Here is a 15,690-nt window from a genome sequence, read left to right on the forward strand (position 1 = left end):
TCAGCGCCCGGCGCACCGCCGCAGGTGCTCCAGCACGATCGGGTCGATCCGGGCGGGCACGAAGCGTTCCTCCAGGTTCTCCAGGCCGGTCCAGGCCGCCAGCGCGTCGTCCAGGCCGGCCGGGCCGACCGGGTGACCGGTGGCGGCGAGCAGCTCGGTCACCTCGGCCGCGAGAGGGCCGGTGAGGTCACGCAGCGTGGCCGGGTCGGGGCGGCCGAACAGCATGTGGTGGATGCCGAGCAGGCGGCGCAGCTCGGCGACCGGGTCGACGTGGTCGTCCACGCGCAGGTCCACCAGCTCGTCGCCGGTGCCGGCGTAGCCGCCGTGGCGCTGCACCACGAGCATCGCGGCGCTCTGCCGGCCGCGCCGGTCGCCGCCGGCCGCGTCACCGGCGGTGAGCGCGGCCAGCAGGCGCTGCGGGAACGGCAGGTCGTCGCGGGCCAGCCAGGCGTCGCGCAGCGCGTCGATCACCTGCGGGCCGGTCAGGATGTTGCCCTGCGCGGCCCAGCCGTCGCCGGCCTGCCCGCCGGCCCACGGGTGGCAGCGCGGCCCGGTCCAGGTCGCCCCGTCACCGGTCGCCCCCACCACGGCGAGCTGCCTGTCGTCGCGGCCGGGATCGGCGGCGACCAGCCCGGCCACCGCGTCGCCGGCGGTGACGCCGGTACGCAGCAGCGCGAGCGCCTGCGCCCGGTAGGCGAGGTTGGCGTGCGCCTGGGTGGCGACCGCGCCCACCAGTGCCTCGGCCGCAGGCACCAGCGCCCCGGCGGCGAGGAACCGGCTGGCCACCGCCACCCCGTACAGGTGCCCGTCGGCGGAGCGGGCGACGAGCGAGAAGGTCACGCGCGGATCGTAGCCCGGTCGCGGTGTGCCGCACCGGCGTCGCCGCTCAGAACGGCGTCGCCGCCTCCTCCGGCGGGCGGCCCCAGGCGCGGCGCGCGTCGGCCACCGCCACCGCCGTCAGGACCACCGCGGCGAGGATCGCCGCGACCAGCGGCGCGAGGCGCACCAGCAGCGGTACGGGCAGCAGCAGCGCGGCGATCCCCACCAGCCTCGACGGGGAGACACGGCCGAACACCTCGTACTCGAAGCGGGCCCGGCCGGCCAGGAACACGGCCGGCCCGCCGAGGACCACGGCCATCCACGGCAGCTCGTTGTGCCCGGCCGGGTGCTCGATGACCAGTTCGTAGCCGATCGCGGTGGCGACCACCCCGATCACCATGACCAGGTGGGTGTCGGCGGCGGACCGCCCGATGGTGGCCGGGTGCGCGGCCCGGGTCACCGCCTCCCCGAGGATCTGCCCGGCCCGCTGCACGTAGATCCGCCACAGCAGCACCGAGGTCGCCAGCGCGACGGCGAACGCGACGACCATGCCCGGGCTGGTGGAGGAGCGGGTGAACGACAGGCCGGCGAGCAGGATCGTCTCGCCGAGCGCGACCAGGAAGATCTGCTGGTAGCGCTCGGCCAGGTGCTCGCCGTGGATGTCCCACCGGGACACCGTCGAGCGGCCCAGGCCCGGCAGCGGCCAGCCGAACCGGGCGGCGAGGTACTCCAGCAGCAGCGCCGTGGTCCACAGCACCACCCGGGCGCTGCCCGGCAGCAGCGCGCCGCCCAGCCAGAGCACACCCGTGGCGCAGAACGTGATCAGCATGCGCAGCTTGAGCCGGCGGTACTGCTGCTTGCGCAGCACGAGCACGAGGATCGCCGGCCGGCTCACCTGTGCCACCACGTACGCGGCGGCGAAGATCAGGCCGCTGTGGCTGAACGCGCGCGGGATCGCCACCCCCATCACCATCGCCGAGATCAACGCGGTGATCACGATGACCTGCAACCACAGGTGGTGCGGGTCGTAGCGGCTGGTCGTCCACGCCGTGCCCTGCCACACGGCCCAGAGCGCGAGCAGCAACAGCAGCGTCTTGCCGCCGCCGGTCACCGCCGACCAGCCGGTCTGCCCGCCCTCCAGCACCAGGTCCTCGAAGGCGCGCGCCGAGATCCGGGTCAGCGCGAACACGTACACCAGGTCGAAGAAGAGCTCCAGGAACGTGGCCCGGTCGGGTCCGCCGCCGGAGCTGCGCAGTGCGGCCGGCTCGGCGGTCCTCACCGCCGGGCCCCGTCCCCGGTCCGACTCATGCGGCAGTCGTAACACTCTTTCCCGGCAACTCGGAGCGGATCACCCATATCTGCCTGGATCTTGCTCCGGGCGCTGCCGGACGGGCACCATCGACGGGTGACGAACCGATGGGGAATGACCGTGCCGTTGGGCGGAATTCCGCTCGCCGACCACGCCGCTGTCTACGCGGCCCTGGACGACGCCGGGTTCACCGACGTCTGGTCGTCGGAGGTGGCCGGCGCCGACGCGTTCACCCCGCTGGCCCTGGCCGCCGCGTGGTCGCCACGGCTGCGCCTCGGCACTGCGATCACGCCGGTGTTCACCAGAGGGCCCGGACTGCTCGCGATGAGCGCCGCCGCGCTGGCCGAGGCCGCGCCGGGCCGCTTCGCGCTCGGCGTCGGCTCCTCCTCGCCGGTGCTGGTACGCGACTGGAACGCGATCGCGTTCGACGAGCCGTTCAAGCGCACCCGGGACGTGCTGCGGTTCCTGCGGGCCGCGTTGCGCGGCGAGACCGTCGACGGTGCGTTCGACACGTTCGCCGTCCGGCGGTTCACGCTGGAGCGCCCGCCCAGCGTGCCGCCGCCGGTCGTGCTGGCCGCGCTGCGCCCCGGCATGCTGCGCCTGGCCGCCGCCGAGGCCGACGGGGTGATCCTCAACTGGCTGGCCGCCGACGACGTGCCGACCGCGCTCGCCGAGGTGGGGCAGCGCCGGCCCGGCTTCGACGTCGCCGCCCGCATCTTCGTCTGCCCCACCGAGGACGTCGCCTACGCCCGCGCACTGGGCCGCCGCATGATCACCGGGTACCTGACCGTGCCCGCGTACGCCGCCTTCCACAGGTGGCTGGGCCGCGAGGACTCGCTCGGCCCGATGTGGGAGGCGTGGGCCGCCGGGGACCGGCGGGGCGCCTCCGCCGCCGTACCGGACGAGGTGGTCGACGCGCTGGTGCTGCACGGCTCGCCCGAGCAGTGCGTGGCATCCGTCCGCCGGTACGCCGACAACGGCGTCGACGTGCCGGTCATCGCGGTGCTGCCCACGCCGGAGATCACCGAGGGCGGCGCGGCGGCCTGGATGGACCTGCTGCCCCGGCTCGCCCCCGGAAAGGCGGCCTGAGATGAACCTGACCGACCGGGTGGTGGTGATCACCGGAGGGGCCGGCGGGATCGGCGCGACGCTGGGCCGCCGGTTCGCCGCCGAGGGCGCCGCCGCCGTCGTCCTGGCCGACCTGGCCGCCGACGCGGCCCGCGCGGCGGCCGACGCGATCGGCCCGGTCGCGAGCGGCGTCGGGCTGGACGTCACCGACGAGGCGGCGGTGCACGCGCTGGTCGACGAGACCGAGCGCCGCCACGGCCGGATCGACCTGTTCTGCGCCAACGCCGGCGTGGCCACCGGCGGTGGCATCGACGCGCCCGACGCCGACTGGGACCGGGCCTGGAAGGTGAACGTGCTCGGGCACCTGCACAGCGCCCGCGCCGTGCTGCCCGGGATGCTCAGCCGGGGCCAGGGACACCTGCTGCTCACCTGCTCGGCGGCCGGACTGCTGACCGCCGTCGGCGACGCCCCGTACACCGCCACCAAGCACGCCGCCGTGGGTCTCGCCGAGTGGCTGGCGATCACCTACCGGGACGCCGGCATCCGGGTCAGCGCGCTGTGCCCGCAGGGCGTGGACACCCCGATGCTCGCCGACGGCCTCGCCGAGGGACACCTGGGCGCCCGGGTGATCGCCGCGTCCGGGACGATCCTCACCCCGGACCAGGTCGCCAACGCTGTCGTCGCCGGGCTGGCCGAGGAGCGGTTCCTGATCCTGCCGCACCCCGAGGTCGCCGACTACGCCCGCCGCCGCGCCGAGGACCCGGACGGCTGGCAGGCCGGGCTGCGCAAGCTCGTCCGGAAGCTGCGCGCCGCCGATCGCTGAGCCCGGCCGTCGCGGCGGTTGCCTCGGGCATGGCCGGCAGCACCGCGGCAGAGGGCCGCGCCTCGCCGTCGCCCGGCCGGTCCGGTCAGCGGCGCCACCGCAGCGGCCCCGGGTGGACCGTCCACAACAACCGGCCCCACCGGGGGCGGGCCGAGCGCAGCGCGTCGCCGAAGCTCTGGCTCAGCCGCGCGGCCTGCTCCGCCTGTTCCGGCGTGACACTGCCCGGCGCGAAGCCCGCCTGGTTGAGCAGGGCGGCCAGATCGTCGACCGCCGCCTCGTCGGGGCCGCCGGCCGCCGCGCCGTCCCCGGTCCGGTCCGTGGGTCCGGCCGCGCTCTCTCCGGGCCGCGCCGCGCGGGCCTCGGCGAGCGTCCGGCGGGCCCGCTCGGCGACCTCGGCCGCCGCCAGGTCCGGCCCGACCGGGTGCCCGGCCAGCCGCAGCGCGTCGGTCAGCTCCCGCCACGCACCGGCGACCCGCTCGCCGGGGTCACCGGCGTCCAACCGGGAGCGGGTCAGCCGACGGCGCATCGCCACGAGCACCGCCAGCACCGCCCCGACCACCAGCAGCAGGCCACCGGCACCGCCGCCGACCAGCACCGGCGTGCCGAGCCCACCCCCGCTCCGGCCGGGCGCGGGTGCGGCGGCCGGGGGAGTGGCGCTCGGCTCCTCGGTGGGCGCCGGCACCTCCGACGGCGGCGGATCCTCCGGCTGCGGCCGGAAGTCCTCCTCCACCGGGCGGGGCTCGGAGTCCGGACGCGGCATCGGGTCGAACGGCACCCAGCCGACGCCGTCGAACAGCACCTCCGGCCAGGCGTACGCGTCGGCGGCCCGCACCGGACCGTCGCCCTTGGGCTCGAACCCGACCACCACCCGGGTCGGCAGGCCGGCGAGGCGGCCGAGCACCGCGAACGCGGCGGCGAACTGCTCCGACGTGCCCCGCTGCCCGCCGCCGTTACGCGGTCCGAACAGGAAGAACGCCAGGTTCGGGTACGCGTGCCCGCTGGGCGCGTCGGCTGTCACCCGGTAGTGCTCGGCCAGGAACGTGGCGATCGCGTCGGCACGCGCGTACGGGGCGCCGTTCGACTCGGCGAGCTGGGTGGCGAGCCGTCGCACCGGCTCCGGCGCGCCGTCGGCCACCCGCAGCACCCGGGCCACCTCGTCACCGGCGGGCACGTTCGCCGTGGGCAGCAGGTTCGCGTCCGGGCGCTCCCGCACCGACGACACCTCGTACCGCAGGCCGGGCGCGAGCCCTTCCGGCCGGATCAGCGTCCCGGTCGCCGGGTCGTACGCCACCCGCGCGCCGGTCACCTCGCGCGGCGTGGGCACCGCCGGCAGCAGCCGCCCGGTCAGGTCGCCGACCGTGATCTCCTGGCGCACCTCGTCGGTGGCCGCGTTCGGGGCCGGCTCGGCGGCGGGCAGGATCCGCCCCGCGTTGCGGTACGTGGCGCCGACCCGCCAGGTCACCCCGTCGTAGTCGCTGAGCACCGCCAGCCGGATCCGCGGCGACCCGTCCCCGGCCGCGCCCCCGCTCGTACGCACGTCGAGCAGCCGCTGGTCCGGGTTGAGCGCCCACCCGGAGATCCGGATCAGCGGGTTCTCGTCCAGCGACTCCACCCGGGGCGGCTCCACGTAGCGGCGCGGGTCGACCGGCCGCTCGTCGACCTGGGCGGCCACCACCGGGGCGAGCAGCGCCGCCAGCGCCACCACCACTGCGAGCCCGGCCGCGCTCGCCGCCACCAGCCGCAGCCGTACCGCCGCGCGTACCGCAGGACTGAGGCCGGCGACCGGATCGGGCGCCGGGCCGTCGCGGCGCCCGGGCGTCGCCAGGCCGGCCGCCGCGACGGCCGCGAACAGCACCGTCGGGCCGATCGCCGGATCGGCGTTCGGCCCCACCACGTAGAGCGCGCCCGCGTAGAGCAGCGCCGGCGGCAGGTAGCCCAGCAGCACCCGCCCGGCCCGCAGCGCCACCTCGGCGGCGGTCAGCCCGGCCAGCCACGCCGCGACCACCGGGACCAGCACCGTGTCCGGCGCCGGCTCGACCGGGATCATCGCGGTGAGCAGCCGGGGGATCGCGTTGCGGGCGGCGTCGGCGGTCACCTCGCCGAGCCCGCCGGGCAGCGCGGCGTGCGCGGCGGCCAGCCGCAGCGACAGCAGCGTCCACCCGGCCAGCGCGGCCACCGACAGCGGCGCGACCAGCCAGGACGGCAGCCGCCGGGCGGCCACGCTGACCAGCACCGAGCCGACCGCCGCGCCGGCCATGAGCCGGGTCAGCAGCGGGTCCGCGTACACCCGGCCCAGCACCACGCCGGAGAGCGCGACCAGCACGATCAGCGCGGCCGGGACCGGCACGGCCCGCAGCGCCCGGGCCACGCGCCCGTCCGCCGACGGTTCGACCCGCGGCGGCGTCACCACCGGCGGACCCCGTCCCACTCGGCGGCGAACGCCGCGCCGTCGGCCGCGTCCAGCACCGTGAGGCCCGCCGCGCCCGCCGGCGTCGGCCCGTCCGCGCCGAACATCCCGACCACCACCGACGGGTACGCGCCACGCAGCGCGCCCACGTGCCCCAGGTCGTCGCGGCCACCCGGCCCGGTCAGGAAGACGAGCGTGTCGCCGAGCCGGTCCCGGCGCAGCCTGCCCGTCGCGGCGGGCAGCACATCCGGCCCGGCATCCGCCAGCTCCACCGCTGCGAGCCGATCCAGCGGCCCGGCCGCGCCCGCGGGCTCCACCTCGGCCGGTACGACGAGCAGCAGGTGCACCGGCAGGTCCTCCCGCACCGCGGCGGCCACCACCGACGCCGCCGCCTCGCACGCCGACTCGAACGACTCCGCGACACCACCGACCCGGTCCGGGTGCGCCGAGGCGCGGTTGTCCAGCACCACCACCAGTCGCGGCAGGCTGGTGTCCACGTTCTCCCGCACCATCAGCTCACCCACCCGGGCGCTGGTGCGCCAGTGCACGCGGCGCAACTCGTCACCCACCACGTACTCCCGCAGCGAGTCGAACGTGATCGACCCGTGCGGCACGCTGTCGGTACGCCCGTCCAGGCTGCGCCCGGCGCCGGTGGGCACCGCGGAGAGCGGGTGGATGCGCGGGTGCACCCACACCGGCACCGTGCCGCCGTAGCCGCGCGCCAGCGCCACCAGCCCCAGCGGATCCCGGCGCACCACCCGCAGCGGCCCCACCGGCACCACCCCACGCCGATGTGTCGGCACCTCGTACCGCGCCACCGTGTCCCGGCCCGGGCGCAACCGCAGCAGCGGCACCGGCACGAGCGCGCCGGCGCAGCGGTCCTCGGCCACCAGGTTCGCCGCCCGCAACCGGCCGGTGTTGCGCACCGTCAGCTCCATCGCCGCCGGCTCACCCCGGGCCACCCGGTCCGGGTCGGCCCGCCGCTCGACGCTCAGCCGGGGCCGCCAGGCCGCGTTCACCACGGCGTAGCCGACCGCCACGCCGGCCGCCGCGCCGAGCACCGTCAGCTCCGGGTACGCGTACCGGAACCCCACGCCGAGCAGCACCAGGGCGGCGACGAGCAGCCCGATGCCACGGGCGGTGATCCCCACGCTCAGCCGTGCACCGCTGTGGCCTGGCCCGACGGCAGCGGCACCGGCACCGACGCGACCGCCTGGCGCAGCACCTCGGCGGGCGTCACACCACGCACCTGCGCATCGGGGGTGAGCAGCAGCCGGTGCGCGAACACCGGCTCGACGAGCGCCTTCAGGTCCTCCGGCATGATCCAGCCCCGGCCGTCGATCAGCGCGTACGCGCACGCCGCCCGGGTCAGCGCGATCACCCCGCGCGGGCTCACCCCGACCCGCACCTGCGGATGGGTACGCGTCGCCGCGGCCAGCCGCACCGCGTACGCGTAGAGCGGCTCGGCGATGTGCACCCGCCGGGCCATCTTCACCATCTCGCCCACAGTCGCGGTGTCGGTGACGGCGGTCAGCGAGTCGGGGGAGCGGACCGTGGCGCCGCGCAGCACCTCCACCTCGACCGCCTCGTCCGGATAGCCGACCGACAGCTTCACCAGGAACCGGTCGAGCTGGGCCTCGGGCAGCCGGTAGGTGCCGTCCATCTCCACCGGGTTCTGCGTGGCCACCACCAGGAACGGCTGCGGCACCGGGTGCCGTACGCCGTCCACGGTGACGGTCCGCTCCTCCATCACCTCCAGCAGCGCCGACTGCGTCTTCGGGGACGCCCGGTTGATCTCGTCGGCGATGACGATGTTGGCGAACACCGGCCCCGGGTGGAACTCGAAGCCCCGGCTGGCCTGGTTGAAGATGGTCACCCCCGACACGTCGGAGGGGAGCAGGTCCGGCGTGAACTGGATCCGCCGCCACTGCCCCTTCACCGTGGCCGCGACGGCCCGCGCCAACGTGGTCTTGCCGACGCCCGGTACGTCCTCCAGCAGCACGTGCCCCTGCGCGAACAGCGCGGTCAGCGCCAGCCGCACCACCTGCGGCTTACCGAGCACGACCGCGTTGACGTTGTCGGCCAGCCGGGCGGCCAGGGCGGCGAAGCCCTGCACCTCCGGCTGGCTCAGCGGTTCGTGCGTGTTCACGGGTGTGCCTCTCGGACGGTGCGGTCAGCAGCTGGGCAGGACGCCGAGGTCGTCGCCGCCCTCCAGGTTGAGCCAGGCCCACGGGATGTACGTCTTGCCCTTGTACTCCACCTGGACCCACCAGGTGCTCTGCTTGTTGTTGTTGTAGATCCAGGCGTCCACGTCCTCGCCCTTCACCTTGCAGTACGTGCGCAGCCGGTGGCCGTCCGGCACCCAGCCGGCCTGCCGGTCGTTGTCCTGCCTCGGCACCTCGAAGATCTCGTTGCCGTTGCGGCCCGGCACGTCCTTGTCGCAGTACGTCCGCTGGTCGCCGTCCGGACCGTTCTTGCAGGTGGCGACGCCGTACACCGGGTCGGTGGTCTGCGCGCGGGACGCAGTGCCCTGGCCGGCGGCGTTGGACGCGGTCAGCGTCACCGTGTACGCGGTACCCGGCGTCAGCCCGGTCACCCGCAGGCTGGAACAACTGCCGCTCGCCGTCTTCCCGCCGGTCGCCGCCGTGCAGGTGGCGCGCCCGCCGCCCGCGTCCACAGTGAACGTGACGGTCACCGACGTGGCGTCCGCCGACGAGCCGGTCACCGTGATCCGGGGCTCGGCCACGGTCCGTGCGGTGGTGCTCGCCTCCGGTCCCGGCCCGGCCTCGTTCACCGCCTTGACCTTCACCGTCACGTTCTGGCCGTTGCCCAGCCCATTCACGGTGGCCTGCACGTCGGTCACCTCGACGGACTTCCCGGCGGCCTCCACCACGTACTTCGTCACCGGGCGGCCGTTGTCCACCGCCGGGGACCACTGCACCGCGATCGTGCCCGGCTGGTCGGCGACAGTGGACGCGCGCAGCTCGGTCGGCGCCTTCGGCGTGGTGAACGGCACCACCGTGTTGCTCACCGGCGACGCCTTCGACCCGGCGCCCTTGTCGCTCACCGCGGTCACCGTGAACGCGTACTGGGTGCCGTACTCCAGTTGCCCGGCCGGCACCACCAGCTCCGTCTTCGCCGACTCGCCGGCCGGTGCGCTCGCGCCGGCCGAGGTCGCCGTCACCGCGTACGTCGCGATCGTGTTGCCCTGACCGTCGGCCTCGGGCCAGCTCACCCGCACTGTGCCGTCCGGCCGCGCCTCGGCGGTCACCGACGCCGGCGGGTCCGGCACTTCGGCGGTCGGCACCACCGGGTTGCTGCGCCGCGCCGGCCCCTCACCCTTGGCGTTCACCGCGTGCACCGAGAACGTGTACGTCTCACCGTTGGTCAGACCGGTGATCTCCAGCGCACGCTGGTTCGCGCCGACCTGGTGCGTCTGACCGGCGCCCTCCACCACGTACCGGGTGATCTCCGCGCCGTTGGACGCGGCGGCCTGCCAGCTCACCCGCGCCGACGCGTCACCCGCGGCCGCCGTGACCGACTTCGGCGCACCCGGCTTACCGACCTTCGGCTTCTTCGGCGGGGGCGGCGGCGGAGCCACCGGCGGCGGGTCGCCGCCGAGCACGTCGTTGGCGTACTTGTCGACCTCACGGACCTGGTTACGGTCGTCGACCACCTGCGCGGTGGACGAGTCCGGCGGGTTGATGAACAGGTGGTTCTCGCGCACCTCCAGCTCGACCGGGCCCGGGCGGCCGGAGCCCTTCACGGTCTGCACGAGCTGACCCTCGGCGTCGAACGCGTACACCGTGCCGGTGTTCTCGTCGGCGCAGTAGAACCGGCCCGCCCACGCCACCGCCGGGCTCAGCCGGGCGCCGGTGCCGGGCACCGTGAACCGCTTCACCTCGCGGCTGTCCCGCACCACGTGCACCGACCTGTCACCGGGGACCGTGACCGGCACCTGCGGCCCGCTGGTACGCGTCGGCAGATTCCCCGGCGCGCTCATGCTCAGCTCCGCCCGCTGCGTCTGCCCGCCGACCACTGTGACCAGCGACGCCGAGGTGCGGTCCAGCACCGCGACACCCTCGTCCAGCGTGGACACCACCAGCTCGTGCGCCGGCTCAGCCACGTCGTACGTCTCGACCCGCTTCGGGCTGAGCCCCGCGGGCGGCGCGTCACCCGGCGTCTCCGGCAGCTCGGCGGCGGTCACCGCCGAGACGGTGCCCTCGCTCGGCACCGCGACCCACAGTTTGCCGGCGCCGTCGAACGTGCCGCCGGTGATGCCCGGCGGGTAGCGCACCGGCTCGCCCACCGGCGTCAGCGCCCGCGGGTCGAGCTGCCGGACGATGCCCTGCACCGCGTCCACCACGAACGCCGCGTCCTCGTGCAGCGCCACGCTCACCCCGAACCCCGGCGCGGTCGGCGTCGTGGCGGTGATCTGCAACGTCGCCAGGTCCAGCGAGCTGACCTGCCCGGTGTTGAGGTCGCGCAGGATCAGCAGCCGGTCGGTCTGCGCCACCTGCATCTGGTGCCGCCGCCCACCCGGCACCTCCATCCGGGTGTCGACCCGCGCGGTGACGCCGTTGACCCGGGCCAGCTCGCTGCGGGTGGTGCTCCACAACCAGGACGACGCGTCGAAGCTCGCCACCGCGTTGTCGGCCGCGCCCAGCCCGAGCACCGTCAGGCCCATCGCGGCCAGCAGCGCGGCCACCGTGCCGATGGTGACCAGCCCGCCCCGCATCCGCGACCGTGGACGGGCCGGCTCCGGCCCGGTGCCCGTGACGTCCTCGATGGTGGTCACTGCCGGCTGCCTCCCCGTGTCGGTGCGGGAGAACCGCCGAGCACGGCGGACCCTCCCCAGAGCCGGGAGCCATCATAGGTGCCGTGCGGAGCCGGTGAAACCCGCACCGTCCTCCTGTGGACACCGAGCGTGTCGTCTCAGTTCGGCGTGCCGCCGCCCTCCCGGTCCGTGCAGACCTGACCCGAGGTGGCGTACGAGTCGGTCGAATAGACAGCCAGCACCGTGAAGCAGTAGTCCAGCTTCGCGCTCAGCCCGTTCACCGTGTACCGGGTCTGCCCGGCGTCCACAGTCGCCATCACCCCGAGCTTCTGCCCGGCCCGGCCACCCGCCACCACGAACGGCACCCCGCCGTTCGTCGGGTCGGTCCAGGTCACCGTCACGGTGGTGGTGTCGTCGCGCAGCTTCAGGTCCCCCGGCGGCGGCCCGGCCACCTTCGGCGACGCGGCGCCGGACGCGGGCACGGGAGCCGGAGGCGGCGCCGCCTCCCGGTTCAGCAACACCACGCCGACACCGACCGCAGCGACCACCGCGAGCACCGCACCCCCGACCACCAGGGCCAGCACCGTCCGGTTGCGGCCGTGCTCCGGTTCCTCCGTCTCGGGGTACGCAGCCGGCGGCTGGTGGAACATCGGCGGGGTCGCCGGCCACGCGCCCTGATCCGGCTGGGCCGGCGGCTCCGGTCGGGTGGACTCGGGGAAGTCCAGCAGGTCCTCGTAGATCGTCATCGGCCGGTTCGGCTCCGGCGCGTCCTGCTCCGGTTCGCCTGCCGCGTCGGCGGGCGCCGGCTCGTCATCCTCCGGCTCCGGGTCGGTGGGCCGGTCGACCGGCTGGGACGGGGCGGCGCTGCTCCACGGCGGCGCGACCATGCCCCACGGCGGTACGGAGGAACCGCTGACGGGTGCCGCGCTGACCGGTGCCGCGGGTGGTCCGCTGACCGGCGGTGGATAGGTGCCGGGGGGAGCGCTCACCGGTGGGTGTCCGGCGGGCGGCGCGCTGACCGGCGGTGGGTAGCCGGGTCCGGGTGGTCCGCTGATCGGAGGGCCCGGAGGCCCGCTGACGGGTGGGGCGGGTGGTCCGCCTGCCGGCATCGGGTAGCCGGGTGCGGGTGGTGCGCTGATCGGCGGCGGATAGGCGGGCGCGGGTCCGCCGGCCGGTGGCGGGTAACCCACTGCCGGTGCGGCGCTGACCGGCGCGGCGGGCGGGCCGCTGACCGGTGGCGGGTAACCGCTTACCGGAACTCCGCTGACCGGGTAGTCGGCCGGTCCGCTGACCGGCTGTCCGGGAGGGCCACTGACCGGGTGCGTGGGCGGCGCGCTGACCGGCGACGTCGGGGGTGATCCGGCGGGCGGTGTGCTGACCGGCGGTGCGCTGATGGGTGCTGGGTTGACGGGTGCGGCACTGACGGGCACGGCGCTGGTGGGCGGTGGGCTGATGTGGGGTGCGGCGGGCAGCGGTGCTCGGCCTGCCGGAGGCGCACCGGCGTCGGGCGTGCCGAGGGTGCCCGACGCGCCTGCGGAGGGGGCGCCCGGATGCTTCACGCTCGCGGCGGCGTCGGTGACCGGTGCACCATCCGAGCCGCCTTCACTCGTATCCGACGGGCTCACCGGCGGTCCGCTGACCGGGGACGTGCTCAGCGGTGGCGCGCTCGCTGCGGGCGCGATCATCCCGGTTGAGCCGGCCGAGGGCGTGTTAGCAGGGGATTTGCTGGCCGGTGGTGCGCTGACAGGGGGTTCGTCGGCGGAAGCGGTCGCTGCGGGGTTCGCCGAAGCGTCGCGTGCTGCCTTTGCGGCGTTGCGTTCCGCCTCCTCTTCCAGCAGCGGGCCGATCTGCTGCACCTGGATCGTCGGCTTGTCCCAGCCCGGTCCACCGGGGACGGGCGGCACAGTAGTGGCGCTGGCTCTGCTCGTCTCGGTATCGGCCGGGTCCGTATCGGCAGTCCGATCCATATCGGCGGCTCGGCTCGTATCGGCGCGTGGGGGAGCGGGGACGGCCTCGGTCGTCGGTGTCGCCCGTTGGGCCGGTGCCGGTCGGGGCGCCACGGGGGGTGCCGCTGGGGTGGCAGTAGCCGCAGCGGATTCCGCCACCGGCTGGAAAACCGGCACCGGAGGCGCCGTCGAGCCCGCAGTGGTGCCCGGTGGCGGGGCGGACGGGGTCGACCCCGGCGCGGGGACCGGCGGGGCGACCGGAACGGCCGGCAGTGGTGGCAGGACACCGCGCTCCGTCGACGGCACGCGCGGCGCCGGCGGGAGGACGGTCGAAGGTGGCGGTGGCAGGACTCCCGATGGCGTCCGTGACGCAGGCGGAGTGCCTCCGGTGGAGGGCGGCGTCTCGACGACCGGCGTTGCGGGCGGGGGCGGGATGACCGGCGGGGGCGGTAGCGGAGACGCGCCGACTGTCCCGGGCATCTGTGAGGGCGGCGTAACCGCCTTACCCGGCGTCTGCGGCGAGACGCCGACAGTGCCGGACGTCTGCGGCGGGGCGCCGGCAGTGCCGGGTGTCTGCGGGGACGGTAGCGGTCTCCCAGCGGTGCCCGGCACCGGCGGAGGCGGAATCGGAGGCGTGCCGGCCACGCTCGGCGCCGGTGGTGGCGGGACTGGAGGCGCGCCGGCCACGCTCGGTGGTGGCGGGACCGGACGTGCGGGGGCGGACGGCGCCGAGACGGGCGCGACACGCGCTGCGGCGGCCGAGGACGCCGGGCCCGGCATCGGAGGCACCGCCGGCCTCGCGGGTACCGGCGCGCCGGCCGTGGGTGCCGTCGTCGGCGTTCCCGGCGTTCCCGGCGTTCGCGGTGTTCCCGGGGTTGCCGCCGGGGCTCCGGGGGGCGGCGGGGGCACGGACATGCCGGAGGTCGCCGGGTCCAGGGGTGCGGCAACGGGGACGCGGGGCGGTACCGGCGTCACGCCGGGAGCGACGGCCGGTCGACCGTAGGTTCCCGGCGGAAGCGGGGTCGCACCTTGGGCCGGTGGAACCGCGGTCACGCCCTGAGCCGGCGGAACCGGGATGACGCCTTGAGCCGGGGCCAGCGGGCGGACACCGGGAATCTGCGGGGCTGTCCCGGCAGTCGGCGGCGTCGCTGGTGCGGTGGGTTCGACGGGAACTACCGGGAACCGGGAGGTGGCCTCCTCCGTGATGGGCGCGAACCGGGTCGTCGCCTCCGAGGCAGCCGGCGAGGGCGGCGCCCACGGACTCGCGGGTCCGCTCGGCCCGGCGGCGGGAGGGTGGTGCGGCGGGGCAGGCGCCACCGGGGGCGGAGGGATGATCGGCGCGGACTGAGGTGGCTGCCCGGCGTGGGGCGCATGCGGTGCCGGGCCCGGGTGGGGAGCCCACTGTGAGCCGGGTACCGGCGGATTCGCTGCGGGCGCACCCGGGGCGACGGGCCGGGGCGGTGCCGGAGCGTGTGGGTGCTGCGGTGGGACAGGCCGCAGCGAGACGGTGGGTTCGGACACTCCGTGCCCGGGGTACCCGGAGGAGGCGGGACCGGGTTGGCCGGGCCGGACCGGGCCGGGGCTCCCGGGCAACGCCGGATCGGCATGTCCGGGCACTGACGGATGGGGGTGCCCGGGACGGCCCGCATTCGGGTATCCGGGCGGGGGCGGAGCGGGATGCGGTGCGGCAGCGGCGGCGGAGCCGCCGAGGTACTGGCGGGCTGCGCGTACCGCGGGGTGGTCCGGACCGAGCACGGCGGACCCGGCGGTCGCCACGCGGCTGTAGTTGCGGCGGGCCTCGTGCCGGTTGCCCAGCTCCTCGGAGACCCCGGCGAGGTCGAAGCTGAGCGCGAGCATCAGCGGGTCGGCCTCGCCGCGGCGGCGCTCTCCGGCCGCGTAGGCCTCCTCGAGTACGCGCCGGGCGGCGGCCGGGTCGTCGGCCTCGCGGTGCAGCCGGGCCAGCAGGTGACCGGTGGCCAGGACGTCCTGGTGGTCCTCGCCGTACGCCGGGCGGGCCGCGATGATCGCGTCGGCGAGCAGGCGGCGGGCGCTTGTCAGGTCACCCGCGGCGCGTAGCGCGAGGGCCTGGTGTTGAGTGGCGATCAACGGGGAGGGGTGGGACACGTGAGCAATGCTGCCCGGAATCGCCTGTTGCGCGCTACCCACACGATCGTTGTGGCCGCTGACCTGCGCAAACGTGCCGCGCTGGAGCTGATGTGCATGATCGTTCCGGGCCGTGTACAGTAATGCCCCGTGCGGCCCGCCAGGCCGACCGATGCGGTGAGTAACTCACATTGGTCGAACGGGTAGGCTGGTACGTGCAGGTCCGGGTGGCGGAATGGCAGACGCGCTAGCTTGAGGTGCTAGTGCCCGTATAGGGCGTGGGGGTTCAAGTCCCCCCTCGGACACCAAACGAAGTACGACCGAATCAGGCCGCTGAGCTGGGCAAATCCAGCTAGGCGGCCTTCGTCGTTTCCGGGTTGATCTTCGCGCCGGGAACATCTCGGGAACATGCGTTCCCGGGGAGCCATCAGGACGGAG

9 protein-coding genes, 1 tRNA gene and 1 pseudogene are annotated in these 15,690 nt (G+C 75.6%); 3 read left to right on the forward strand and 8 right to left on the reverse strand.

The genetic code is table 11. From position 1 onward, the window contains the following. On the reverse strand, positions 1 to 840 hold the full coding sequence (locus FB454_RS24475) for a DUF1028 domain-containing protein (protein ID WP_071098520.1): 840 nt from the start codon (positions 838 to 840) through the stop codon (positions 1 to 3). A 46-nt stretch (positions 841 to 886) separates the two neighbouring features. After that, complete coding sequence (locus FB454_RS24480) at positions 887 to 2,098, reverse strand: low temperature requirement protein A (RefSeq protein WP_145823537.1); 1,212 nt, start codon at positions 2,096 to 2,098, stop codon at positions 887 to 889. Positions 2,099 to 2,242: 144 nt separating this feature from the next. Here FB454_RS24480 and FB454_RS24485 point away from each other — a divergent pair, with 144 nt between their 5' ends. Both FB454_RS24485 and FB454_RS24490 read left to right on the forward strand, forming a co-directional pair. Further along, the gene (locus FB454_RS24485) at positions 2,243 to 3,217 is read left to right on the forward strand and encodes an LLM class F420-dependent oxidoreductase (RefSeq protein WP_145823615.1); all 975 of its coding nucleotides are present in this window, start codon (positions 2,243 to 2,245) and stop codon (positions 3,215 to 3,217) included. Position 3,218: 1 nt separating this feature from the next. Next, positions 3,219 to 4,019, forward strand: a complete 801-nt coding sequence (locus FB454_RS24490) for an SDR family oxidoreductase (RefSeq protein WP_145823538.1) — start codon at positions 3,219 to 3,221, stop codon at positions 4,017 to 4,019. An 85-nt stretch (positions 4,020 to 4,104) separates the two neighbouring features. Here FB454_RS24490 and FB454_RS24495 read toward each other — a convergent pair whose 3' ends face one another. The 6 genes and pseudogenes from FB454_RS24495 to FB454_RS35510 form a co-directional block, all read right to left on the reverse strand. Then, the gene (locus tag FB454_RS24495; protein WP_145823539.1) at positions 4,105 to 6,429 is read right to left on the reverse strand and encodes a transglutaminase TgpA family protein; all 2,325 of its coding nucleotides are present in this window, start codon (positions 6,427 to 6,429) and stop codon (positions 4,105 to 4,107) included. Continuing rightward, positions 6,423 to 7,577 (reverse strand): DUF58 domain-containing protein, encoded by a 1,155-nt coding sequence (locus FB454_RS24500; protein WP_121686565.1) that lies wholly within the window; start codon positions 7,575 to 7,577, stop codon positions 6,423 to 6,425. Before FB454_RS24500 ends, FB454_RS24495 begins: the two co-directional genes overlap by 7 nt. Positions 7,578 to 7,579: 2 nt before the next feature. Next, positions 7,580 to 8,575, reverse strand: a complete 996-nt coding sequence (locus FB454_RS24505) for an AAA family ATPase (protein WP_013287288.1) — start codon at positions 8,573 to 8,575, stop codon at positions 7,580 to 7,582. Positions 8,576 to 8,599: 24 nt separating this feature from the next. After that, positions 8,600 to 11,164: a fibronectin type III domain-containing protein gene (locus FB454_RS24510; protein WP_186461659.1), complete on the reverse strand. Its 2,565-nt coding sequence runs from the start codon at positions 11,162 to 11,164 to the stop codon at positions 8,600 to 8,602. Positions 11,165 to 11,361: 197 nt separating this feature from the next. After that, positions 11,362 to 12,192, reverse strand: a complete 831-nt coding sequence (locus FB454_RS24515) for a hypothetical protein (RefSeq protein WP_486485453.1) — start codon at positions 12,190 to 12,192, stop codon at positions 11,362 to 11,364. Between the two features lie 2,907 nt (positions 12,193 to 15,099). Continuing rightward, positions 15,100 to 15,315, reverse strand: a pseudogene (locus tag FB454_RS35510) (hypothetical protein); the annotation flags it as partial. A 158-nt stretch (positions 15,316 to 15,473) separates the two neighbouring features. Here FB454_RS35510 and FB454_RS24530 point away from each other — a divergent pair. Then, positions 15,474 to 15,560, forward strand: a tRNA-Leu gene (locus FB454_RS24530). Positions 15,561 to 15,690 lie beyond the last annotated feature (130 nt).

The organism is Micromonospora sp. CNZ297 (genome assembly GCF_007827625.1).

Bases quoted from the DNA above. Each gene is read 5' to 3' on its own strand.
- FB454_RS24485 (WP_145823615.1), top strand. From the start codon at position 2,243: ATGACCGTGCCGTTGGGCGGAATTCCGCTCGCCGACCACGCCGCTGTC.
- FB454_RS24510 (WP_186461659.1), bottom strand. From the start codon at position 11,164: ATGCGGGGCGGGCTGGTCACCATCGGCACGGTGGCCGCGCTGCTGGCC.
- FB454_RS24490 (WP_145823538.1), top strand. From the start codon at position 3,219: ATGAACCTGACCGACCGGGTGGTGGTGATCACCGGAGGGGCCGGCGGG.